The 23,069-nt window shown below is 43.3% G+C and carries 20 protein-coding genes; 9 read left to right on the top strand and 11 right to left on the bottom strand.

The genetic code is table 11. The annotated features are described in order from the left end of the window. Window positions 1–65 precede the first annotated feature (65 nt). Window positions 66–710 carry a helix-turn-helix transcriptional regulator gene (locus R7E38_RS05095; protein ID WP_005380169.1) on the bottom strand — a complete coding sequence of 215 codons (645 nt, stop codon included), beginning with the start codon at window positions 708–710 and terminating at the stop codon, window positions 66–68. A gap of 568 nt (window positions 711–1,278) precedes the next feature. On the opposite strand from R7E38_RS05095, the gene R7E38_RS05090 reads away from it, so the two are divergent. Genes R7E38_RS05090 through R7E38_RS05075 form a run of 4 tightly spaced genes read left to right on the top strand, consistent with a single transcriptional unit; the run spans window position 1,279 to window position 3,856 of the window. Continuing rightward, the gene (locus R7E38_RS05090) at window positions 1,279–2,208 is read left to right on the top strand and encodes a hypothetical protein (RefSeq protein ID WP_005391691.1); all 930 of its coding nucleotides are present in this window, start codon (window positions 1,279–1,281) and stop codon (window positions 2,206–2,208) included. A gap of 20 nt (window positions 2,209–2,228) precedes the next feature. Then, window positions 2,229–2,552, top strand: coding sequence for a hypothetical protein (locus tag R7E38_RS05085; RefSeq protein WP_005380167.1), 324 nt, complete (start codon window positions 2,229–2,231; stop codon window positions 2,550–2,552). A 5-nt stretch (window positions 2,553–2,557) separates the two neighbouring features. Continuing rightward, window positions 2,558–3,235, top strand: a complete 678-nt coding sequence (locus tag R7E38_RS05080; RefSeq protein WP_005380165.1) for a C39 family peptidase — start codon at window positions 2,558–2,560, stop codon at window positions 3,233–3,235. 54 nt (window positions 3,236–3,289) lie between these two features. Further along, window positions 3,290–3,856 carry a hypothetical protein gene (locus R7E38_RS05075; protein ID WP_005380163.1) on the top strand — a complete coding sequence of 189 codons (567 nt, stop codon included), beginning with the start codon at window positions 3,290–3,292 and terminating at the stop codon, window positions 3,854–3,856. A 224-nt stretch (window positions 3,857–4,080) separates the two neighbouring features. On the opposite strand, the gene R7E38_RS05070 is transcribed toward R7E38_RS05075, so the two are convergent. Continuing rightward, a complete protein-coding gene (locus R7E38_RS05070) occupies window positions 4,081–5,076 on the bottom strand; it encodes a transporter (RefSeq protein WP_005380160.1) in 996 nt (331 codons plus the stop codon). Window positions 5,077–5,552: 476 nt separating this feature from the next. Here R7E38_RS05070 and R7E38_RS05065 point away from each other — a divergent pair, with 476 nt between their 5' ends. Next, window positions 5,553–7,244, top strand: coding sequence for an AMP-binding protein (locus tag R7E38_RS05065; protein WP_031779037.1), 1,692 nt, complete (start codon window positions 5,553–5,555; stop codon window positions 7,242–7,244). A gap of 68 nt (window positions 7,245–7,312) precedes the next feature. Here the strand turns inward: R7E38_RS05065 and R7E38_RS05060 are convergent, their stop codons facing one another. Then, the gene (locus tag R7E38_RS05060) at window positions 7,313–7,513 is read right to left on the bottom strand and encodes a DUF1127 domain-containing protein (protein ID WP_226083547.1); all 201 of its coding nucleotides are present in this window, start codon (window positions 7,511–7,513) and stop codon (window positions 7,313–7,315) included. 106 nt (window positions 7,514–7,619) lie between these two features. On the opposite strand from R7E38_RS05060, the gene R7E38_RS05055 reads away from it, so the two are divergent. Then, a complete protein-coding gene (locus R7E38_RS05055) occupies window positions 7,620–8,567 on the top strand; it encodes a LysR substrate-binding domain-containing protein (RefSeq protein ID WP_318081688.1) in 948 nt (315 codons plus the stop codon). A gap of 118 nt (window positions 8,568–8,685) precedes the next feature. Here R7E38_RS05055 and fusA read toward each other — a convergent pair whose 3' ends face one another. Together fusA and radA are read right to left on the bottom strand one after the other, a co-directional pair. Then, on the bottom strand, window positions 8,686–10,776 hold the full coding sequence (fusA, locus tag R7E38_RS05050) for an elongation factor G (protein ID WP_005386444.1): 2,091 nt from the start codon (window positions 10,774–10,776) through the stop codon (window positions 8,686–8,688). Window positions 10,777–10,991: 215 nt separating this feature from the next. Continuing rightward, complete coding sequence (gene radA / locus R7E38_RS05045; RefSeq protein ID WP_226083504.1) at window positions 10,992–12,371, bottom strand: DNA repair protein RadA; 1,380 nt, start codon at window positions 12,369–12,371, stop codon at window positions 10,992–10,994. 136 nt (window positions 12,372–12,507) lie between these two features. Between radA and R7E38_RS05040 the strand changes: the two genes are divergently transcribed. Further along, entirely contained in the window at window positions 12,508–14,856 is a 2,349-nt protein-coding gene (locus tag R7E38_RS05040) for a PilZ domain-containing protein (RefSeq protein ID WP_206953300.1), read from the top strand. Window positions 14,857–14,919: 63 nt separating this feature from the next. On the opposite strand, the gene serB is transcribed toward R7E38_RS05040, so the two are convergent. Beyond that, window positions 14,920–15,900: a phosphoserine phosphatase gene (gene serB / locus R7E38_RS05035; RefSeq protein ID WP_005386439.1), complete on the bottom strand. Its 981-nt coding sequence runs from the start codon at window positions 15,898–15,900 to the stop codon at window positions 14,920–14,922. A 91-nt stretch (window positions 15,901–15,991) separates the two neighbouring features. Between serB and R7E38_RS05030 the strand changes: the two genes are divergently transcribed. After that, entirely contained in the window at window positions 15,992–16,597 is a 606-nt protein-coding gene (locus R7E38_RS05030; RefSeq protein ID WP_005391677.1) for a YtjB family periplasmic protein, read from the top strand. 95 nt (window positions 16,598–16,692) lie between these two features. Here the strand turns inward: R7E38_RS05030 and deoD are convergent, their stop codons facing one another. The 4 genes from deoD to deoC form a co-directional block, all read right to left on the bottom strand. Then, on the bottom strand, window positions 16,693–17,412 hold the full coding sequence (gene deoD / locus R7E38_RS05025) for a purine-nucleoside phosphorylase (protein WP_005380140.1): 720 nt from the start codon (window positions 17,410–17,412) through the stop codon (window positions 16,693–16,695). A gap of 143 nt (window positions 17,413–17,555) precedes the next feature. Further along, window positions 17,556–18,776, bottom strand: a complete 1,221-nt coding sequence (locus R7E38_RS05020; protein WP_226083507.1) for a phosphopentomutase — start codon at window positions 18,774–18,776, stop codon at window positions 17,556–17,558. Between the two features lie 68 nt (window positions 18,777–18,844). Then, window positions 18,845–20,173 carry a thymidine phosphorylase gene (deoA, locus tag R7E38_RS05015; RefSeq protein WP_005380134.1) on the bottom strand — a complete coding sequence of 443 codons (1,329 nt, stop codon included), beginning with the start codon at window positions 20,171–20,173 and terminating at the stop codon, window positions 18,845–18,847. A 97-nt stretch (window positions 20,174–20,270) separates the two neighbouring features. Continuing rightward, the gene (gene deoC / locus R7E38_RS05010; RefSeq protein ID WP_005380133.1) at window positions 20,271–21,047 is read right to left on the bottom strand and encodes a deoxyribose-phosphate aldolase; all 777 of its coding nucleotides are present in this window, start codon (window positions 21,045–21,047) and stop codon (window positions 20,271–20,273) included. A gap of 90 nt (window positions 21,048–21,137) precedes the next feature. Between deoC and R7E38_RS05005 the strand changes: the two genes are divergently transcribed. Continuing rightward, complete coding sequence (locus R7E38_RS05005; RefSeq protein ID WP_005391675.1) at window positions 21,138–21,272, top strand: hypothetical protein; 135 nt, start codon at window positions 21,138–21,140, stop codon at window positions 21,270–21,272. Window positions 21,273–21,630: 358 nt separating this feature from the next. Here R7E38_RS05005 and R7E38_RS05000 read toward each other — a convergent pair whose 3' ends face one another. Further along, window positions 21,631–22,914: a NupC/NupG family nucleoside CNT transporter gene (locus R7E38_RS05000; protein WP_005380131.1), complete on the bottom strand. Its 1,284-nt coding sequence runs from the start codon at window positions 22,912–22,914 to the stop codon at window positions 21,631–21,633. Window positions 22,915–23,069: the final 155 nt, after the last annotated feature.

Raw genomic sequence — 23,069 nt, 5'->3', positions numbered from 1 at the left:
CCTTGCTTAGATTAGATAGTGAAAACGGAACAGACCCCGATAAAAAGAGCATCACAAATTATGACTTAACTTCTCTCGGTTAAGCCATTGTTCATTCTTACCAACTTAACTGCATCATGACGAGAATGGACATCGAGTTTTTTGTACAACTTGTATATATGGCTTTTCACTGTACTTTCAGATAAAAAAAGTCTTGAAGCAATTTGTTGATTTGAAATGCCGTACACAAGTAGCTCTAGAATCTGTTTTTCTCTGCATGTTAACTCATCATGCTGCTGTTCTTCGGACAAATTTGCATGCCGATAATTGAGGACTAACTTCTCTAGGTACATTCTTGGTAGCCACAACCCACCTTTCAGTACGTATTCCGCGCCATCACATATATGTGTCACTGATGCACTTCGGAGCAAAATTCCTTTCAACAACTTCCAATGCAGTAAGTCCGTTTGTACTTTTTCACAAGGGACGTTGTGAAGCATAAAGGACCACCCAAATAGATCAAAATCTGGTAACTTTCCTTGTACTTCAAGCTGACGCATAAAATCGTAATCAATAAACATCAAATCGATACTGAGTGAGTGACTTCTGAACACCACTTCATCTGGTTGCATTATCTTTACATCGACATCATGAATGGAAGACAGCTGTTTTTTTATTAAGTTACTTTGTAAATTACTCTCAGCTAGCAGTATCAAGTGCTTCTTTTCCATAGTCCCACCACATTAACTTACCTGTTTCACCAACCCCCGTTAGAAAATTAATTGGGGATAGCAAAGAGAATTTATCTTCATTTTAAGTAGAAAATATAGCACTTCAGAATGATATCGCATTGCTTTTCAGCACCGAAAAAGACTTAAAAAGTATGAACCTGTTATATTTTTATCCATACTTTTCAACCTGTGTTAGCATAAGGATATGATTTATAATATTAAATAATAAAGATAATAATTGGATAAAATACCATTTATAAAAAATGGATGACTGCTCCGCTCAGTGCAATAGAACGAATTACTTCTTTATATTGGCTTCATTTCATACTTGATGAGTACTTAAAGTAAATACAAAAAATAACATTATGATTATGTTATTTTTTTCTTTAACTCCTTAAAGAGACGCACCTAAATACTCCCTTCCAGCCTGAATCATTCTCAATAATGAGAACAGCTTTCACTGATCCTTTCTTATAATTTCATCGCTTCCCACAACATTTGAAGGAAGCAGCAAGAAGTTAAGTGCAGTCATTTTTAATCAGGAATAACAGGAAATGGAGTAATCGTTATGACTCTAAACAAAACAGGGCTTGCTTTAGCAATGTCAGCAATTTTATTTAGTGGCTCTCTAATCGCGAATGAGATCGATGATGGAGACGACAACATGCAATGGACTGACAGCGCTAATACCGATATCGGTTTATCTGGCAGCTTCAATGATAACAGTGACAATAGCGCATCTCTCGGTGTTGGTGATAGCTTCAACGACAACAGCGATAATAGTGCGTCACTAGGTATTGGTCATAGCTTCAACGACAACAGCGACACTGACAACAGTGCAACTCTTGGTGTTGATGACAGCTTTAATAACAACAGCGACAACTCAAACTCGAGCACTAACACAGCTCAAAGCCACAACGACAATAGTACGTCTAACGCTAACGACAACAGTACCAGTGCTGATCTTGATGTGAGCCTAAATAGTGATAGTAGTGATTCAAGTACTAACACAAATAGAAGCCACAACGACAACAGTGACTCTAGTACTACTGTAAGACGTAGCAACAACGACAACAGTGACTCTAGTATCAACAGTAGCTTTAACGATAACAGCGATAATCGTAATCAAAGCGACAACCGTAACCAGAGTGATAACCGTAGCTACGCTGATTCAAGCACAACAAACTCGAACAGCTTTAACGACAATAGTAACTATCAAAGTGACTCGAGCTCAACAAATGTTGATAGCTTCAATCAAGTCCATATGGATACAGATATGGTTGTTGCGAGCTCAAGCCTAATGGGTGGTGTTACAGGTGCATCAGTTATTTATGCAACTAACGCGGATGATACTCGAGTTCGAGTTGAAAACATGAACACCCTTGGTGGTCTTGGTGGTGCAGCTGGTATTACTACCGTTGGTCAGAATGCTGGTTCAAATTCACTTGTACAACAATCTGTTACAACTAATGCAAGTGTGTTTACTGGGGGTGAGTAACCGACTAGTAGGAGAAAGCGATGCGTTTGGCAATCTGTACTTTGAGTATGATAGTTGCCTGCACTGCACTCGCTGATGACATTGCATTATCTGGCGGAGAAGTTAGCTTGGATATCATGAATGAATCAAGAGGTGGACAAAATGTTGAACTCGACTTGGTTTATGCAGAATCAGATATCAATGGTATTTCGTCAGATAATGTCGCGTCAAACACCGTGAGTGGTAACAATATACTATCAAGTGGAGCGTTCGCAGACAGTTCGGGTATATCCAACGTAATTCAGAACAGCGGAAACAACGTTTTAATCCAGAACTCTACCGTCGTTAACCTGACACTCAAGTAAACAATATGAAAGTATTAAATAACTTAATTTGGCTGATGCTCGTTTATTCAGCATCAGCCATTTCATTAGAACTGCTACCTTACCGAGCACATTACTCTGTTCCTGTTAAAAGCTACAAAGAAATAGTGTTCGGTGATGTTTTTCGCCAACAGTATGACTTCAGCTGTGGCTCTGCCGCCCTGGCTTCTCTTCTCACTTTTCATTATGCAACAGAGTCATCTGAACAAGATATCTTCAAAAGCATGTTTGAAAAAGGTGATAAAGAAAAAATCAAAGAGAAAGGTTTTTCTTTGTTGGATATGAAGTTTTACTTGGATTCCATAGGGTTACGTTCTGACGGCTTTCAAGTAGGACTGGAGAAAATTAAAGAAGTCGGCGTCCCTGGGATTACTCTCGTTAATTTCGACGGGTATATGCATTTTGTTGTCATCAGAGGTATAAACAATCACTCAGTTATTCTAGGAGACCCTTCTAGAGGAACCATGATAATGAAACTGGATGAGTTTGAAAAATATTACCAAGGAATTGTGTTACTGGTCCGTAACGAAGCGGAAATGGGACGGTCTAGCTTTATAACCAATGATAATTTCACCGTATATCAAAGATCACCATTAAAAACAGGAGTGTCTAGAGATTCCTTAGGGGTATTTAGCATTACTCTCCCAGTTTCCGGTGAAAATTAATATAACATTGTTTTAAATAACTTTAAGAACTTAACAACCTGAAAGGCCTACATTATGAACTACAATAAATTTTTGTTAGTGCTTTGTATGCTAATACCTCATTTTAATGTGAATGCTAAAGATGTTGGCCTGCAAGAACTTACTCCTCTTTCAAATTTATCTTTAGAAGAATATCGAGGTGGCTTCCAAATTACGGACGAGTATATTATTAATATTGGATTAAGCATTACTACGACTATAAATGGCGATGATATTTTGAACACAAACATTGCCAACTTAGTAATTGAAAATGGTAATTTAAAAAACATTAGCGCAAATAGTGAAAATCAAAGTGGAGATATTTTCAACCAGGGTATTGTTAACATCATACAATTTGGTGAAGGAAATATTATTGGAGATGATTCTATAGATTCACCCAAAATGCCTTCGTCTCAAAATCCTAATATAATAAGTTCAGACTTTATAAATTCAAGTATTATCAATATTATTCAAAACACGAAAGATAACAGTATTATTGGACTTAGCACGCTCGTAGACATTGATGCTCAAGTAAATGGGGTAATACGGGAAATCAAAGCAAACCAACAATTAGAAGACGCCTTATTGAACCACCTTCAATGAGCATTTCCATTTTTATCTGAAAAATTGTCACGTTAAGCTTCTTTGATATTAGAAACGACTGATATCTATGATTACATACCAAAAGAAAGGTAGATATATCAATAGGCCACCATCATTTTAAGAATATATACCTACTTTATCCAATATAATCCAATCAATTTATAATGCGAACACTAGGCGCTAACGATAAATTAGGCCCAAGACTCAAGGGCCTAATATCCATTTTACAAATTAAAAGGTACTCGTACTGTTAATTGAAAGTCGGGAGTATCTTCTGTAAGACCAGCTTGAGCACTAACATTGATAGATGAGCGTTCACTAAAGGCATAGTTTATACCAAAAGTTAATGCATCTAATTGAAGCAACTTAGCATCATCTGCCGATCTGCCATTTACTTTGCTTTTTAAAATAGTTTTATGGCTAAGTCCTAAAGAGAATGAAAGATCAGGATTCACCGCAAACCCCATTCCTCCTGAAAGAGAAATAGTGTCTCCAAGTTCAACATCAGCTTTTGTGTCGCCAACTGTAACAGTATCCTCTAAGTTATAAATATAACTTAGACTAGCGAACAAGACCGCAGGATCAACAGGGTGAATAAGAGATAAATTAGGCTCAAAACTCCAAAAACCCGAACCTGTAGGGACATCACTAAATGAGTTGCTTCCATCTTCAATAGAAACATCATAAGGCGATCGTCCTGTATCCGACTTTACTCTAAGGCCACCTACCCAGTATGGCGCAGACTCAAAGTTAAACTGGTGCCTCAATGCGAACTCTACATCACCAAGCCCTCCGCCATCCACCGTTGTGTTTACTACTTCACTGTTTGAACCATCTTGAATGGGGCGCGTAGAAACTTGGTCATTACGATACACATACGGCACTCTAACTTCTAACTCTGTGGCGTTTGTTAAACCGTACCGAGCAGTTAATCCAACGGTTACTGTAGTCCTATCCGAATCACTCACTTCAATTCGCCCAACAATCAGAGTTGGTAAGACTGTATACCCAACAACAGACACTTTGTTTGAAGAGTTTTGTGTATAGCTTAAAGACGAATCAAATGACCATTTACCTTTAGGTGTGAGAACGCCTGGGCGCTCAATAACATCACCAACCGTTTGGGCACGCTGAGGAATATCATCTCCTTCAGCACCATATGCATTCCCCGCAATGAATAAACTACAAAGATAGGTACCCAGTAAAGTCTTCCGTAACATCACATCTTTCCTTTTGCTGATGATCGTACCCAAGTAATCTCAGGCAATAGCTTGAGGTGAAGCTCCTAACTTTCCAAAGTAAGATTAGTATAGCTACTTCAAAACCACGACATACCTTTAAGTTTGGCGCTTTGAAGAAATTAGGAGACATTTATACTTATCTTCAACACTAAGCCACTAGTTAATAAATAATTAGGATAGATTCTATGTTTTCGCAATATTATTAATAAAATAAATTGCTTACCTGTGCTCTTAGTATGAAGTCGGTATGACATAACAGCTGAAAAGCCTGTTCTCTTTTGCGTAGCATCAATCACATTGCTTTTTAGATCGAGTCGCTCCGACTTCAACCATAACTAACGCTATCTTCCCCACATATTTCATCAAAATGCATTCCCGTGTCGCGATTTAACATGCTAAAGTTAACAATGCGTTAACAATTATAAATACAATGAGAAGACATGGAGTCACTTAAAATGAATCAGCCGAATCTAAATAGCGCTGCTGGTTGCGCTCTCCCACCACCAAATGAAATGATCCTCAAATGGGCTCAAGAGCGTCCAAATGAGGTCTACCTAAAACAAATTATTAACCGACAGTTTGTTGAGTACACATTCTCTGATGTTGCAGATCAAGCCTTAAAACTTGTCAGCGCACTACGCTCGCTTGGTGTAAAGCCTGGCGACAAAGTTGCGTTAGTATCTAAAAACTGTGCAGAATGGTTTATTTGCGATCTTGCTATGATGCTTGGTGACTATGTCAGTGTGCCAATCTTTCCTACCGCCGGTGCAGACACCATCGAATACTGTGTGACTCATAGTGAAAGTAAAGCGATCATTGGCGGAAAACTCGATGATCCCAAAGCAACTCAGCAAGTCATTGATGCTATGCCTGAACTCATTAGCATCGCTCTACCTTATGACACGGCACCTAAGTGTAAGCACGAATACCAAGCGCTCATTGCTGATGCAGTGCCAAGTGAAGAGCGTCCGCAGCATTACGATGACAAGCTAATGTCGTTGGTGTATACCTCAGGCACATCAGGGTTACCGAAAGGCGCGATGCTAACTTACGGCGCATTCAGTTGGTCTGTTCAGCAACTGATCAATCATATTGGTATCCAAGAAAACGACCGATTGTTCTCTTATTTACCGCTCGCTCATATTACAGAGCGTGTTTATATCTTCGGTTCATCGATTATGGGTGGCGTGCCAACAGCATTTCCAGAGTCACTGGACACTTTTATCGAAGATGTGAAGATGCACCGACCAACTCTGTTTATCTCCGTCCCACGATTATGGACGCTATTCCAGCAACGTATTCAAGACAAACTTCCACAGAAGAAGCTCAATATTCTGTTGAAAATCCCATTCGTCAATTCTTTGATCAAGAAAAAGCTAGCAGATGGTCTCGGTTTAGATCAGGCTCGAGTATTAGGCTGTGGCTCTGCACCTGTCTCGCCAGCGCTGTTGGAATGGTACCACTCAGTGGGCCTTGATATCACAGAGGCTTGGGGGATGACGGAATCATTTGCCTACAGCACGCTCAACTACCCATTTAGAGCTGACAAAATTGGTAGTGTCGGTAATGCAGGGCCAGGCATTGAGTTAAAAATCGCAGCCGATGATGAAATCATGGTGCGTGGCAAAGGGCTATTTTCTGGCTACTACAAAAATGATATTGCCACCCAAGAGTCTTTTGATTCAGAGGGCTGGCTACACACAGGCGATATCGGCGCTATCGACTCAGATGGTTATCTAACGATTCAAGGCCGTAAAAAAGATAACTTCAAAACCGCCAAAGGTAAATTTGTCTCTCCGGTTCCTATCGAGAAAAAGCTTTTCGAGTACAGTCGCGTAGAGATGATGTGTCTCATCGGTTTAGGGCTACCCGCTCCGATTCTTTTGGTTGTGCCACATGACTTCCCTAACTTTGATCGAGAGCGATACGCACGTACCACACGTAAAGTTATTGCCAGGATGAATCAAGAACTCGCCTCTCATGAGCAAATCAAAGGTGTGTTAATGATTAAAGAACCTTGGAGTATAGAAAATGGCGTACTGACGCCAACGCTTAAAATTAAACGTCATGTGCTCGAACAAAAGTATCATGAGATAGGCCACAATTGGCCAAAAGATGAATTGGTCGTGTGGGAAGAAGACTTGTAATTTTGCTTGCACTCCTCAACACCATTGGGGAGTGCAACTTAACTTTGAGCTTGAATCAAACTCATAGACTACTCTCTCCAGAATGGCTTACTCACTTCACAACTAATCTCCCTTTCACCTAATCCAATATCGTCCCAAAGGTGCTTTGGTAACTCTCTCAAGTGACGACGTGTCTTATAGTTCCTTCTCCAAGCCGCCAGTTTAGAATAAATTAACTGTAACCCGCTCTGATGGGCAGTAGGTACAGTACGCTCACAAGTGTGTGTCATGTTTCCCATTTCAAAGATCCCTATACAATGTTGACCACTTAATAATCAGCGACTACGCTGATATCCTCAAACGATAGAATCTGCCATAGAGTTAAGGAAAACTAATGTGAAAGATCGAATGCCTCCCTTACAGGGCTTGTATTACTTTTTCGTTGCAGCAAAGGAAGGAAGCTTTAAAACGGCAGCAAAAGAACTGTTTGTTACGCCAGCGGCCATTAGTCAGCAAATTCGTCATTTAGAAGAGTTCTTAGGCACGGACCTATTTGTTCGTCAGCACAGAAAAATCGTGCTCACACCAGAGGGAGAGCTACTGTTTAGTCAGGCAGAAAGAGGGTTTGCTCATTTGCAGCAAGGGGTTAGATTAGTCAATCAAGATCCAACCCCGAACCACCTTTCGATATCAACACTCCCCTCTTTCGCTCATCATTGGTTAGTCCCGAAAATTACGGCTTTTCGCCAGCGTCACCCTGATATCGCCTTGCTATTAGAACCAACCAATGATTTGGTGTCTTTTCAAGATAGTCAGATAGATTTATGTGTTCGTTACGGTTTAGGAAAATATCCCAATTTAGAATCACAATGGCTGATGGACGAAGCTTTTTATCCTGCTTGTCATCCGGTGTACCAGAAAGAGCACGGGATCTATAACATCGAGGATTTAAGCAAAGCTGAGCTGATTGAAGATGTTTGGCCTGATCTTGATTGGAATATGTGGTTAGCAACCTTGGGTCACTGCGCAGCAAAGCCTACCTTAAAATACAGTGGATCACATCTCGTGCTTGAGGCTGCACTATCACTTCAAGGCGTGGCATTAGTAAAACACAGTTTAGCCCATCAATATTTTCGTTCTGGCAAATTGGTCCGAATTGGAGATATCGCTATCAAGCCCAACTTTGCGTATTACTTGTGTGCGCCAAAAGGCTACTTAAAAAGACCTAAAGCTCAATTGTTTGCGCAATGGTTGAAGGAAGAAATAGAAATATTTGAAAAGTCAGTGGTACCAGACTTTAAGACCATTGACCTAAAAGGCAACAGTACTAGAACGGCATCATAACAATCGTCAAAACAAACGCTAAATAGGAATAAAACAAACACACTCTGCGTATAAGACTGCTAAATACAAAAAGCCCCGCACTAAGCGGGGCTTTCAAGTTATAGAGTTAACTTAAGAATTACTTCTTAGCGTTACGCTCTTTAACGTCAGCAATTACTTGCTCTGCAACGTTTGTTGGACATGGTGCGTAGTGTGAGAACTCCATAGAGAACTGACCACGACCAGAAGTCATAGTACGTAGAGTACCGATGTAACCAAACATTTCTGATAGAGGTACATCACCCTTGATACGTACGCCAGTAGACGCTGCTTGTTGGTCTTTGATCATACCACGACGACGGTTAAGGTCACCGATTACGTCACCAACGTGATCTTCTGGAGTGAACACGTCAACTTTCATGATTGGCTCAAGAAGTTGCGCGCCAGCTTTAGGCATAGACTGACGGAATGCACCTTTCGCTGCGATTTCGTAAGCGATAGCTGAAGAGTCAACTGCGTGGAAACCACCGTCGAATAGTTCAACTTCAACGTCTAGAGTAGGGAAGCCAGCTAGAACACCGTGCTCCATCATTGACGCAAAGCCTTTCTCAACTGCAGGCCAGAATTCTTTAGGTACGTTACCACCAACAACTGTAGATTTGAACGTGAAGCCAGAGTTTGGCTCACCTGGTTTGATGCGGTAGTCGATCTTACCGAACTGACCAGAACCACCAGACTGTTTCTTGTGCGTGTAGCTATCTTCGATTGCTTGAGTGATAGTTTCACGGTAAGCAACCTGTGGAGCACCAACTTCTAGCTCAACGCCGTAAGTACGCTTAAGGATATCTACCTTGATGTCTAGGTGAAGTTCACCCATACCTTTCAGGATAGTTTCGCCTGAATCTTCATCAGTCTCAACTTGGAATGATGGATCTTCTGCAACCATTTTACCGATCGCGATACCCATCTTCTCAGAACCGCCTTTATCTTTAGGCTTAACTGCGATAGAGATTACTGGATCTGGGAAGATCATTGGCTCAAGAGTACATTCGTGCTTAGGATCACATAGAGTGTGACCAGTTTGAACGTTCTTCATACCAACTACAGCGATGATGTCACCAGCTTGTGCTGAATCGATCTCGTTACGCTCGTCCGCGTGCATCTCAACCATACGGCCGATACGCTCTGTTTTACCAGTTGCAGAGTTAAGGATTGTGTCACCTTTCTTCATCTTACCAGAGTAGATGCGGATAAAGGTTAGAGCACCGAAGCGGTCATCCATAATCTTAAATGCAAGAGCACGTAGTGGCTCGTCTGCAGATACAGTCGCAACTTCACCAGTTGGCTCACCAGTCTCTGAATCAGTTAGAGGCTGTGGATCAACTTCTGTTGGAGATGGTAGGTAATCAATTACCGCGTCAAGAATAAGTTGGATACCTTTGTTCTTGTACGCTGAACCACAGTAAGTTGGGAAGAATGCTAGATCACGAGTACCTTTACGGATACAACGTTTGATGTCTTCTAGAGATGGCTCTTCACCTTCTTCTAGGTAAGCCATCATTAGATCTTCGTCTTGCTCTAGAGCAGTTTCGATTAGCATTTCACGGTATTCAGCAGCTTTTTCTACCATGTCTGCTGGAATATCTTGAACTTCGTAGTTCTCTGGTTGGCCAGACTCATCCCATACGTAAGCTTGTTGGCTTAGTACGTCTACAACACCTACGAAATCTTCTTCGATACCGATAGGTAGAGTCATAACTAGAGGTGTAGCACCTAGTACGTTCTGTACTTGATCTACAACTTTGTAGAAATCTGCGCCCATACGGTCTAGTTTGTTAACGAAGATCAGACGTGATACGTGTGATTCGTCAGCGTAACGCCAGTTAGTTTCTGACTGAGGCTCAACACCACCAGAACCACAGAATACACCGATACCACCGTCAAGTACTTTTAGAGAACGGTAAACTTCGATAGTGAAGTCAACGTGTCCAGGAGTATCGATGATGTTTAGACGGTGATCGTTCCAGAAACAAGTTGTTGCTGCAGACTGGATTGTGATACCACGCTCAGCTTCCTGCTCCATGAAGTCAGTAGTAGTTGAACCGTCGTGAGTGTCACCGATCTTATGGATCTTACCAGTTAGCTTTAGGATACGCTCTGTAGAGGTAGTTTTACCCGCGTCTACGTGAGCAAAAATACCAATGTTTCTGTATTTTGATAAATCAGTCATTGTCTTACTCTGTTAATAAGGTATAAAGTGCGCGCAGAGTATATCACATTCTGTCAATACTGATACCCTTGCGTGCGGATGGAAGAAAAAAAATTTTAACGTGAAATTTCCGTCCCCAAAGCATAGTCAAACACAGCAATTTATGTACTTTATTCGCATTTTATTGAGGACGGATAGAACAGTTTGTGATTGCACAAATACCATTCTTATGAGCATTACAGCTCGTCAAAAGCCTCTATCGCTTCCGACAATTTCTTAACGCCGTGAATTTGCATGCCAGGGATGCCACCTTTCGGCATGTTGGCTGCTGGCACGATGGCTTTCTTGAAACCATGTTTGAACGCTTCATTCAAACGCTCTTGCCCACTTGGCACTGGACGGATTTCGCCCGCAAGCCCTACCTCACCAAAAATCACCACATCTTTAGGGAGTGGACGGTCACGAAAACTCGATAAAAGCGCCATAACTAAAGCAAGATCAGCGCTTGTCTCCGTCACCTTAACACCGCCAACCACATTAACAAAGACATCTTGGTCTGCCATTTGTAAGCCACCATGCTTATGCAACACAGCGAGCAAAAGTGATAGGCGGTTCTGCTCCAAGCCGACCGCAACACGACGAGGGTTGGCTAACTGCGAGTAATCCACCAGCGCTTGAATCTCTACTAGTAGAGGGCGCGTGCCTTCCCAAACCACCATGACTGAAGAGCCTGATGTTTCTTCTTCACCACGAGAAAGGAAGATCGCTGATGGGTTACTCACTTCCTTCAATCCTTGGCCTGTCATTGCAAATACACCAAGCTCATTCACAGCACCAAAACGGTTTTTATGACTACGCAAAGTGCGGAATCGGCTATCCGTTCCACCATCGAGTAGTACCGAACAGTCGATAATGTGTTCAAGAACTTTGGGGCCCGCAAGGGTACCATCTTTTGTTACGTGACCAACAATAAATACCGCAACATTATTCTGTTTTGCGTATCGTGTCAGAGCCGTCGCAGATTCACGTACCTGAGCAACACTGCCAGGCGACGATTGAACATCAGAAACGTGCATCACCTGAATCGAGTCTATTACCATTATACGAGGCTGCTCTTTTTCGGCGATTTGGCAAATTTTGTCGACGTTCGTTTCCAATAGCATTTTTAAATGATCTTTCGGCAAGCCCAATCGGGAAGCACGCATTGCCACCTGCTGTAATGACTCTTCACCGGTTACGTAAAGCGTTGGCATTTGCGCAGATAAACTACACATGGTTTGCAACAGAAGGGTTGATTTACCTGCACCAGGGTTACCACCAATCAAAATTGCGGCACCTGGCACAACACCACCACCCAACACGCGGTCAAGCTCTTTAAACCCACTGGTGAAGCGAGGTACTTCTTGCAGATCAATTTCGGATAGCGTTTGAACCGTAGCTTCTGTTGCGGAACCAGCGTAGCCGCTTAAGCGTTCATTGCGAGCAACGGTTGGCGATGCAGCGATACGTACTTCTGTTATCGTATTCCATGCACCACATGCGTTACACTGCCCCTGCCAACGGGGAAAGTCCGCGCCACAATCATTACAAACATACGCTCGTTTTGCTTTCGCCATGATGCCTCAATTTTTTCTACAAATGTGACTAAGCACAGCCAAGTCAGACCTGAACTGAAATGAACTATTGATATACTTAAGTATTACTTCGCTTAGCCGATACAATTTAAAGTAACGACATACTCTAACAGAAATAATGCAGCAATCTGAAATTCTCTCGCTCGCAGAACGACTCATTCCCGTTTACGGTACGAATGACTTTGACTTTGTCCTTGGCCAACTGACCGAGGAAGAGCCGCCTTCGGCCAAAATTTTGGTTAAAATGGAACTTAACCGCTTAATGGCTCCATGCAAAAAAAGCATTGATTTGCGAGGTCGCGTTCAAGGCGAATGTCGCGAGTATATTTTGGATGGTATTCCACATTGGTTGGATGATGTTGCTTTCAACGCTTACCATAAAAACATCAAAAAGTTTGGCTGCTACACGGAAGGAATGTGGGAAGCATTGGTCAACACGCGAAATAACTTTCGCGTAATGAGCAAGCGCCTTACTCAGCAAAAAACGCAATCGTTAACGGATCCTAAAAGCCCGTTCTTAGCAGAACCCGTTCACCTAGGCTACGATTTAAAGCGCCAAGAAAAACGCTTGAAAGTCCAATCTCAAGTTGAAATTTGCCGTTCTAAAGGACAGCTTCTTCATGGATTAAGCATTGATTTATCTAGCTCTGGCGCAAAGTTCAAAGTCCCTAGCGCATTTAAATATAACCTTGGGGAAATTATTCAGGTCACGTTTACTGAATTTGCCAGCAAATCTAACGTTGCAGGTATAGAGAAACCGCTTGCATACCGCATACTCGCGGTTGATGACTGTTACGAAAATGACTCAGTTCGATACCTCAGAACCATACGCTTAACTGATACCAATGTCGTCACCAGAGTGATAGATGAAGCGCTCAACAGTGCTGTTAAAAGAGCTCGTCACGACAATCAAGACAAGATTATTCGAGCTCGAACTCGCGGTTATGAGCACATCGCACTAAAGCACACCAGCAGCTTGCCTCTATTCTTTGATGGTAGTGACCTAAAATTAGCAATGTTAACGCCAAACAATCAAAAGCTTTGGCAATACTGGCACGATGAGAGAAACCAGCAAATGTTTGGTTCCTTATTCAACGAGCAACGCATCGCGTCACTCATTAAGCCTGGTGTTAAAGGAACAACCAATGTCCTTTATTCATTTACTCACGAGCACGAGAATCGAACCTATTTCTATTCGATGTTTCGCCCAGAAGCAACTCGCGAACAGCGCCAGCTATTTTGGCATTTAGGTGGCAAACGAGAGAGTTGGCGCGCCTTTAGAATTTCAATCTTTGAACTATCAGAGCAAGAACAGGAAGACCTAGCGGCATTCTCTCCAGAGTTAGCAGAAACGTCTCAATCACTGACTCATATTGGTATTTTGCAAGAAATTGCTGACGAAAAGTCAGGGCAGGATTACCTGCTAACTGAAAAGCCGCGCTTACCCGCTAATACGTTAAACGCGTTTCGCCATCCGAGAAGAGTTATCGGCAATCCAAAGGGCATTTATTTTGATGCAAAGTCTCGTCGTAAAGAGCCTCGTTATCGTTTTAAAACACCTTTAGAGTTGTACTCAGGACAAACTAAAACAGGCGGCTGTACTGTTGACCTTTCCAAACGAGGACTCGGAATTAGGCTAAGTGAGCCCACGATGTTACGTTCTGGGCAAGAGGTAAGAATCAACTTTCGAGAATTACAACTCTACGATAAAAAATTGCCGTTAATGTCGGTGCCATACCGAGTAATTCGTGTAAGCCCAGATGGTTGTAGCGTGCAGCTAGTTATTGATGAAAGCAGCCAAACCATGAAGGTAATCGCTTTTTTCAATAGCATTATCGAGCACAATCAAGACAAGCTAATCCCGCAAAAAGAGACGCTACCAAGTAATGCTCTACTTGAAAGGCTGCACTGCATGTTGCTCTCGCGTACGCTGAGCACGCCCATTTTTATCAGTAAGAGTACGTCATCTTCAATCAAAACCCCCGTTATCGGGGTGAACTTGCCGCTACCTAAACACATTGAGCTTTTTGCCCGTCTTGGGCATGACCAACTGTTGTCACTTGAACCTATCTTTAAAGGCCGGACAAGCACATTAATCGCAGAGCCAATAAAACGTGTAGAAGGTGCTCAAGCCAGACATCAGGATATCTACATAAGCGCCGCAAAAGTAGGCAATAAAATTACAGGCATTGAGTCAAAGCTTCATCAAGAGTTCAACAGCGTAAAAGAGCGGATTCAATTTATAAAGAAAGCGCGAATGATGGGTGACTTTTACGTGATTCGCCTTTCTACTGCGCCAATTTTCGATCCGATGACATCATTACTGCAACAAGATTTAAGTGACTTAACCCAATTTGGTGTACATCAAGCAAGCAAGTTAGAAAAAGAGTTGACGGCGCTCGTTGGTTACAGTGAATTTGAAGACATTACTGAAGAGGTTGTAATTAGATTGGAGTTAACCGAGTAAATTCAAAGTCATACCAAATTGAAAAAAAACACCGCCTTTCTGGCGGTGTTTTTGAATGGATGGTTAAGGTTTAGCTTTCCAGCTAACCTTTTGCTGCTTCACCAATGCGCCAGATAAAATACAGAGCACACCGCCTAACCCAGCAAAGCGAATCGCAGATTGCGCTTGAGCTTCCACTTTTGGTTTTGCGTGATACGCAATCCCTAATCCTGCCACCGACATCATCACAAGATCATTAGCGCCATCACCGACAGCGACCGTGTTGTGCTGCTCAATTTCATATTCATCCGCCAATTCCACTAGAATGTCTGACTTCATCTGCGCCGTTACCACATCGCCAAGTACGTTACCCGTGAGTTTGCCGTCAATAATTTCTAATTGATTGGAACGAGCAAAATCTAGGTCGACTTTATCTTTGATGTAATCAGAGAAGTAAGTAAAACCACCGGAGGCAATCGCTGTTTTCCAGCCCAAGGCTTTCAACGTCGCAATTAGCGCTTCAAAGTCCGGCATGAATGGTAACTGGGAACGAACTTGTTCAAGAATTGATTCATCGGCACCTTTGAGCTTACCAACTCGCTGACGTAAACTTTGCTCAAAATCCAGCTCACCTTGCATGGCACGTTCAGTGACTTCCGCTACCTCATCCCCTACTCCTGCCAGTTTCGCGATTTCATCAATACACTCTATCTGGATCGCCGTTGAATCCATATCAAATACAATCAACCCTTGGGTTGATAGATCGGGCACTTCATTAAGCGAGGCGTAATCTAGGTTGAGACTTTGTAAGATCGTTTCATGTTGAGGAGTCAACTCTCCGGCCATCAGGGCTACTTCATATTGGCCAACTTTCCACGTTTCTAGTATCGGGTTGTAAAAGCCGGTGAAGAAATCAATGTCTTCGAAGTGACTTGGCGAAAGGTACTCAGCAAATACGATCCAGTTTGCTTTTGCTTTATCTAATTGGGAGGCAAATCGAGTCTCGGGTAATCGTTTTAAAAGTGTCGTATGTTTTCTGATAGGCAAGCTTTTTGACGCGTCCATGTATATAATCCCTTATGACTTTGCTAAAACGTTACCTCAACAAACTAAAAAGGCAAGTCTTTGTTTTATTTTAAATGGATGAGTAAAGAGCATGAGTGAATCTTTGTTCTCAGTAAGGAATGCCCTAAGAATTCTGGCACTAATCCTACTGTGTGTGATGTTGTTTATCACAATAAAAAACAGTGTTGTGATCAGTAAGGGTAATGAGAAAATTCAAGCACAACAGCTTGAAACACTCACCAAAGTTTTGATTTCACAGGCGTCTCTTTCTGCCAGTGAGATGATTTTAACTAAAGATCAAGAACGATTACTTCAGCTAACAAACCAACTAGCACAAGACCGTTTAGTGTTTGATGCAACAATCTACGATGCACAGGGTGTACGTTTAGCGTCTAGTGAAGAGGCATTATCGGTACGCGAAGTTCTTGGCCTGGATACGCCTTTGGCAACAGCTTCCATTGGTCGCCAGCAGTTGGTTGAACCAGTTTTTGCAGATGGTGCGCTTATCGGTTTTGTTCGCGTGACCTTTGAGACGGGCCGGGTGACGGCTATTTCTGACCACCACTATCGCAAGAGCGATCGTTATATGTACATGATGGTCTTAATGAGCTTTGTCTGTGGTATGTTGTTCATCTTGATTTTACGTCGACAACCGATACGTCGTAAAAAAGCGCCAAACCTGCTGCTAACCAAGTAACTAGGTAGCGCTAACAACTCATATAAAAACAGCCCGCAATGTGCGGGCTGTTTTTTTAGCTCTTGAGAGCGAAAAATAGAATGACTCTTCGTCGCTTACTCTTCGTCACCAAGCAATACTGAATCTAGTGCGATTAGCATCATGTCGTTGAATGTCGTTTGACGCTCGTCAGATGTAGTCTGTTCGCCAGTCTTGATATGATCAGAAACCGTACAGATTGTCAGAGCTTTTGCACCGTATTCTGCCGCAACACCGTAAATACCAGCCGCTTCCATTTCAACACCAACAATGCCGTACTTGTCCATTACATCGAACATTTCTGGATCTGGCGTGTAGAAAAGCTCTGCTGAGAATAGGTTACCAACTTTAACGTCAATACCGCGAGCTTTTGCAGCGTCTTCTGCCGCACGAACCATGTTGTAGTCTGCGATTGCCGCGAAGTCATGACCTTTAAAGCGGATACGGTTCACTTTAGAGTCAGTACATGCACCCATGCCGATCACAACATCACGCACTTTGATGTCTTCATTCACTGCGCCACAGCTGCCAACACGGATGATTTTCTTCACGCCGAAGTCTTTGATTAGTTCAGTCGCGTAAATCGAGCATGATGGGATACCCATACCGTGGCCCATTACCGAGATCTTACGGCCTTTGTATGTGCCTGTGTAACCAAACATATTACGAACGTCACACACTTGAACGACATCTTCAAGGAAAGTCTCTGCGATGTATTTTGCACGTAGTGGATCGCCAGGCATCAGTACGACGTCTGCAAATGCACCCATTTCAGCATTGATATGTGGAGTTGCCATTTTCTTTTCCTTAACCTTTCTCTAGCGCTCCGCGCTTAAGGCGATATAAGCCAGAGTATTCTCATTTCCGACAAGCAGCATTTACATACTGCAAACATAAAACTAGGAGCAATCAAGCTCCTAGTTTTCAAAAACCTAACTAATTATAGGAAGTTCTTACCGTAATCCATTGGAGAAGTACCGAAGTAACTTGCCAATGTTTGACCGATATCTGCGAATGTTTCGCGGCGGCCAAGAGAACCAGCTGGTACTTTTTGACCATAAACCAATACTGGGATGTGCTCACGAGTATGGTCAGTGCCTGGCCATGTTGGGTCACAGCCGTGGTCTGCCGTTAGGATAAGCACATCGTCTTCTTCCATAATCTCTAGCACTTCGTTGATACGACCATCGAAGTACTCAAGTGCCGCTGCGTAACCCGCTACGTCACGACGGTGACCGTAAGCTGAGTCGAAGTCTACAAAGTTAGTGAATACGATCGTGTTGTCGCCCGCTTCTTTGATTTGCTCTAGCGTTGCTTCGAACAATGCAGGGATACCTGTCGCTTTCACTTTCTTAGTGATGCCGCAGTTTGCGTAGATATCAGCAATCTTACCAATAGAAACCACGTTGCCTTGCTTCTCATCAACGAGCTTCTGAAGAACCGTTGCTGATGGTGGCTCTACAGAAAGATCACGACGGTTACCTGTACGCTCAAATTGACCTTTACCAGCACCAACGAATGGGCGCGCGATAACACGACCAATGTTGTAATCTTCTAGCTCTTCACGTGCGATTTGGCAAAGCTCTAGTAGACGGTCTAGACCGAAAGTCTCTTCGTGACATGCGATTTGGAATACAGAGTCAGCAGACGTGTAGAAGATTGGTTTGCCAGTCTTCATGTGCTCTTCACCAAGATCGTCAAGAACTTGAGTACCAGACGCGTGACAGTTACCCAGGAAACCGTCAAGCCCCGCACGCTCAAGAATGCGGTCAGTCAATTCTTTCGGGAAGCTGTTTGCTTTGTCAGTGAAGTAACCCCAGTCAAACAGAACAGGAACACCTGCGATTTCCCAGTGACCAGACGGCGTGTCTTTACCTGAAGAAAGCTCTGCTGCATGACCGTATGCACCAATGATTTCAGCGTCTGCGTCTAGTCCAGGAGCGAAGCGACTTGTCGATTCTTTATGCGCCATTGCCAAACCAAGTTTCGATAGATTTGGAAGGCGAAGTGCACCTTGGCGATTGTCGTTATCTGCTAAGCCTTTTTCACATTGGTCAGCGATGTGACCTAGTGTGTCTGAACCTACATCACCAAATTCTTTAGCATCGGCAGTTGCACCGATACCGAATGAGTCTAGTACTAAAATAAATGCTCTTTTCATTGCTCGTTCCTTAGGCCCACTCGGCTTTTTATTATGGTTGAGTAGGCCTTGTGTAATTACTTGTTCTATTAGATATCTTCTGCACGAATTTGGCGGTAAACCTCTGGAGTTGGCGTGTATTCACCACCTACTTTGATTGCACTGCGCAGTGCTTTTGCCGCTTCTTCCCATTGCTCTTCAGTGCGAGCGTGGATGACCGCAAGAGGTTTATCACTGTCTGCGACCTCACCTAGGCGGATGAACTCGTCGAAACCAACTGCGTAGTCGATTTCATCAGTAGCGACTCGACGACCACCACCCATAGCAACCACAGCCATGCCGATAGCACGTGTATCCATTGCAGAGACAATGCCCGTTTCTGTTGCGTAAACTGGCTTGATGATTTCTGCTTTTTCTAAGTAGTTGTCGTAGTTTTCTACGAAGTCCGCAGGGCCGCCTAAGCCAGCAACCATCTTGCCGAAGCACTCAGCCGCTTTGCCGTTATCCAGCACTTCCATCAGTTTTGCGCGTGCGTCTTCTGTGTTCTCAGCAAGCTTGCCAAGTACTAACATTTCAGCACATGAAGCCATGGTCACTTCAAGTAGACGAGGGTTACGGTATTCACCCGTTAAGAAACGAACCGCTTCACGAACTTCTACCGCGTTACCCGCTGAAGACGCCAATACTTGATTCATGTCCGTAAGAATTGCCGTAGTCTTAGTGCCAGCACCGTTTGCTACCGCAACGATTGATTTTGCTAGCTCTTCAGACGCTTCGTAAGTTGGCATAAATGCACCTGAACCCACTTTTACGTCCATCACTAGCGATTCCAGACCCGCCGCCAGTTTCTTAGAAAGGATCGACGCCGTAATCAGGGAGATATTGTCTACCGTTGCGGTAATATCACGAGTCGCGTAAACACGCTTATCCGCAGGAGCAAGGTCACCAGTTTGACCGATGATCGCCACACCAGCGTCTTTGGTTACTTGACCAAAAACATCGTTGCTCGGCGTAATGTTGTAACCAGGGATAGATTCAAGTTTATCCAGCGTACCGCCTGTATGACCAAGACCGCGGCCAGAGATCATAGGTACGAAACCGCCACACGCTGCCACCATTGGGCCAAGCATTAAAGAAGTTACGTCACCCACACCACCGGTTGAGTGTTTGTCGACAATTGGACCACCGAAGTTCATGTGGCTCCAGTCGATAACCATGCCCGAATCACGCATTGCACACGTTAAGGCGATGCGCTCATCCATGGTCATTTCATTAAAGAAAATCGTCATAGCAAACGCCGCAATCTGACCTTCAGATACCGTGTTGTTCGCTACGCCTTGAATAAAGAAGTTGATTTCGTCTGCGGTAAGTACTTCACCGTCACGTTTTTTACGAATGATTTCTTGTGGTAAATACATTAGTGCCTCCCAAGCTCTTTTGAGCCATGGTTGTAGTAGGATAGAAGAGGTTTGGTAGCACCCGTTTAGGTGCTACCGTTCAGACGTATTATTGGAATTAGTACGCTGTTGGATCAGCGACGTCGTCCGATACTTCTAATGTATTTAGTAGGTTGGTTAGCAGGCTAGACGCACCAAAACGGTAGTGACGAGCATCAACCCAGTTGTCACCTAGGATTTCGTCAGCCATTGCTAGGTATGCTGCTGCGTCTTCAGCAGTGCGCACACCACCTGCTGGTTTGAAACCAACAGTTTCTGCAACACCCATGTCGCGAATAACTTCAAGCATCATGCGAGCGTATTCTGGTGTTGCGTTTACTGGCACTTTACCAGTTGAAGTTTTAATGAAGTCAGCACCTGCTTCAATACAGATTTGAGATGCTTTCTTGATTAGTGCTTCTTCTTTTAGTTCACCTGTTTCGATGATCACTTTAAGAAGAATGTCACCACAAGCTTCTTTACATTGCTTAACTAGTTCGAAGCCTACTTTCTCATCACCCGCCATTAGCGCGCGGTAAGGGAAAACTACGTCAACTTCGTCTGCACCGTAAGCAACCGCCGCTTTTGTTTCAGCAACTGCGATTTCAATGTCGTCGTTACCATGTGGGAAGTTCGTTACTGTTGCAATACGAACCTCTGGCGTACCTTGCTCACGAAGTGTCTTCTTAGCAATAGGAATAAAGCGAGGGTAAATACAAATTGCAGCTGTGTTGCCTACTGCTGTTTTCGCGTCATGACATAGTGAGATCACTTTTGCATCAGTGTCATCGTCATTCAACGTAGTTAGGTCCATAAGTTTAAGTGCACGTAGCGCTGCTGCTTTTAAATCGCTCATTTCTATCTCCGATCAATATTCAAAAAATTCACTACTCAGCCTTACATCACGTCTTTAACTATAATCAACAAGTCGAGACAATGTGAGTAAATGGCTAAACAGTCTATTAATGAACGGACTTGGTTCCCTGAAGACTCGGCATATACAGCGAAAATTTATCATATGCCAATTGCTATCCTTGTCACCGCACAGTACCAGTTTGGCCTATGGCACAACAATCTATGATTGCGGTGTCTTTAATATCACATCACAAAGCAAAACGCCTATTAGATCTGATATTGCAGGGCAATTCATTTGCCCATCGATTATGTAATATTCATTACGTGATTAAGAATCAAGCTTAACCACTATCCTGTGATTAATACATTATAGAGTTTCACCGCAAAACTGTAGCACCAAATAGAGCGCAAACGGTTTGTATCTCAAAATTTCCTAGCCCCTATTCCATTGACTGCGTAATACCTCGACTAAGGCAAACACCCGATGAAATTTTGGAGCCCGAAAAACGAAAAATGCCCCGCAGCAATCTCTTGCTACAGGGCATGATGTAAAACGGCGTCTATATATTAAGAACCGATTCTAATTATAGTGCTGCAAGGCTTAAGCAGAAGCCTGCAATTGTCGCTGCCATAAGGTTAGACAACGTACCTGCAAGAACTGCTTTAACACCCATGCGAGCGATGTCACTACGACGGTTTGGTGCAAGGCTACCTAGACCACCAAGTAGAATCGCGATAGAAGAAAGGTTCGCGAAACCACATAGTGCGAATGAGATGATAGCTGTTGTCTTCTCAGACATTACTTCACCAGTTGCCGCGATTACTTGAGCGTTTTCACCTAGGTATGGTGTGAAGTTCAAGTAAGCAACGAATTCGTTCACTACGATTTTCTGACCGATGAATGAACCAGCTGTTACAGCTTCTGCCCATGGAACACCGATTAGGAATGCTAGTGGAGAGAACGCGTAACCTAGGATTAGCTCTAGTGTTAGTTCTGGCATGCCGAACCAACCACCGATGCCACCTAGCATACCGTTGATTAGCGCGATTAGACCAACGAATGCGATTAGCATTGCACCTACGTTAAGCGCAAGTTGTAGACCAGAAGCCGCACCGCCCGCAGCTGCGTCGATTACGTTAACTGGTTTGTCGTCACCGCCGTCCATCGCTTCTTCGATACTTTCGTGAGGCTGGTCAGTCTCTGGGTGAAGGATTTTAGCGAACAGTAGACCACCTGGTGCTGCCATGAATGATGCCGCAACTAGGTACTCTAGTGGAACACCCATAGATGCGTAACCAGCTAGTACACCACCAGCAACAGAAGCTAGACCACCACACATTACCGCAAATAGCTCTGATTGAGTCATTTTTGGAACGAATGGGCGAACAACTAGAGGTGCCTCAGTTTGACCTACGAAAATGTTAGCTGCTGCTGACATTGATTCCGCACGCGAAGTGCCTAGCGCTTTTTGTAGTGCGCCACCAAGAATCTTGATAACCCATTGCATAACGCCAATGTAGTAAAGAACTGAAATCAGTGCAGAGAAGAAGATCAGTGTAGGAAGAACACGGAATGCGAAGATGAAACCGCCGCCGCCGAATACTTCGAACATCTTGTCAGAAACAAGACCACCGAACAGGAATGATGAACCATCGTTACCGTAGTTGATAACGTTAGAAACACCTGAAGAGAAACCGTTTAGTAGATCACGGCCCCAAGGTACATACAGAACAAATGCACCTAATGCGAATTGGATAGCGAATGCGCCACCCACAGTTCTAAAGTTGATAGCTTTTCGGTTGTTAGAAAATGCCACTGCAATCGCAAGAAGCACTACCATACCGATTAGGCTCATAAACAGGCTCATAGTTTATGACTTCCTTATAAGTTATTTATTGGCGTGTTACAAAATGGAGCTATAAAGCGGGGGCAATTATACTCATGCAGAATCAATTAAAGTAATGCCAGCCTCACACTTTCCTATAAGATTCATGATTGATTCAACCAGCTTTGTGAGTTAAT

Origin of the sequence: Vibrio sp. Vb2131 (genome assembly GCF_033338535.1) — a bacterium.
GTDB lineage: Bacteria > Pseudomonadota > Gammaproteobacteria > Enterobacterales > Vibrionaceae > Vibrio > Vibrio alginolyticus.
This window is presented reverse-complemented; position numbering and strand designations above follow the sequence as displayed.

Excerpts from the sequence above, each read along its gene's own strand:
- R7E38_RS05070 (WP_005380160.1), bottom strand. The coding sequence starts at position 5,076 with ATGTTACGGAAGACTTTACTGGGTACCTATCTTTGTAGTTTATTCATT.
- R7E38_RS05000 (WP_005380131.1), bottom strand. The coding sequence starts at position 22,914 with ATGAGCCTGTTTATGAGCCTAATCGGTATGGTAGTGCTTCTTGCGATT.
- radA (WP_226083504.1), bottom strand. The coding sequence starts at position 12,371 with ATGGCGAAAGCAAAACGAGCGTATGTTTGTAATGATTGTGGCGCGGAC.
- serB (WP_005386439.1), bottom strand. The coding sequence starts at position 15,900 with ATGGACGCGTCAAAAAGCTTGCCTATCAGAAAACATACGACACTTTTA.
- R7E38_RS05085 (WP_005380167.1), top strand. The coding sequence starts at position 2,229 with ATGCGTTTGGCAATCTGTACTTTGAGTATGATAGTTGCCTGCACTGCA.
- R7E38_RS05080 (WP_005380165.1), top strand. The coding sequence starts at position 2,558 with ATGAAAGTATTAAATAACTTAATTTGGCTGATGCTCGTTTATTCAGCA.
- deoD (WP_005380140.1), bottom strand. The coding sequence starts at position 17,412 with ATGGCAACTCCACATATCAATGCTGAAATGGGTGCATTTGCAGACGTC.
- fusA (WP_005386444.1), bottom strand. The coding sequence starts at position 10,776 with ATGACTGATTTATCAAAATACAGAAACATTGGTATTTTTGCTCACGTA.
- R7E38_RS05020 (WP_226083507.1), bottom strand. The coding sequence starts at position 18,776 with ATGAAAAGAGCATTTATTTTAGTACTAGACTCATTCGGTATCGGTGCA.
- deoA (WP_005380134.1), bottom strand. The coding sequence starts at position 20,173 with ATGTATTTACCACAAGAAATCATTCGTAAAAAACGTGACGGTGAAGTA.
- R7E38_RS05065 (WP_031779037.1), top strand. The coding sequence starts at position 5,553 with ATGAATCAGCCGAATCTAAATAGCGCTGCTGGTTGCGCTCTCCCACCA.
- R7E38_RS05060 (WP_226083547.1), bottom strand. The coding sequence starts at position 7,513 with ATGACACACACTTGTGAGCGTACTGTACCTACTGCCCATCAGAGCGGG.
- R7E38_RS05090 (WP_005391691.1), top strand. The coding sequence starts at position 1,279 with ATGACTCTAAACAAAACAGGGCTTGCTTTAGCAATGTCAGCAATTTTA.
- deoC (WP_005380133.1), bottom strand. The coding sequence starts at position 21,047 with ATGAGCGATTTAAAAGCAGCAGCGCTACGTGCACTTAAACTTATGGAC.
- R7E38_RS05030 (WP_005391677.1), top strand. The coding sequence starts at position 15,992 with ATGAGTGAATCTTTGTTCTCAGTAAGGAATGCCCTAAGAATTCTGGCA.
- R7E38_RS05095 (WP_005380169.1), bottom strand. The coding sequence starts at position 710 with ATGGAAAAGAAGCACTTGATACTGCTAGCTGAGAGTAATTTACAAAGT.
- R7E38_RS05075 (WP_005380163.1), top strand. The coding sequence starts at position 3,290 with ATGAACTACAATAAATTTTTGTTAGTGCTTTGTATGCTAATACCTCAT.
- R7E38_RS05005 (WP_005391675.1), top strand. The coding sequence starts at position 21,138 with ATGGCTAAACAGTCTATTAATGAACGGACTTGGTTCCCTGAAGACTCG.
- R7E38_RS05040 (WP_206953300.1), top strand. The coding sequence starts at position 12,508 with ATGCAGCAATCTGAAATTCTCTCGCTCGCAGAACGACTCATTCCCGTT.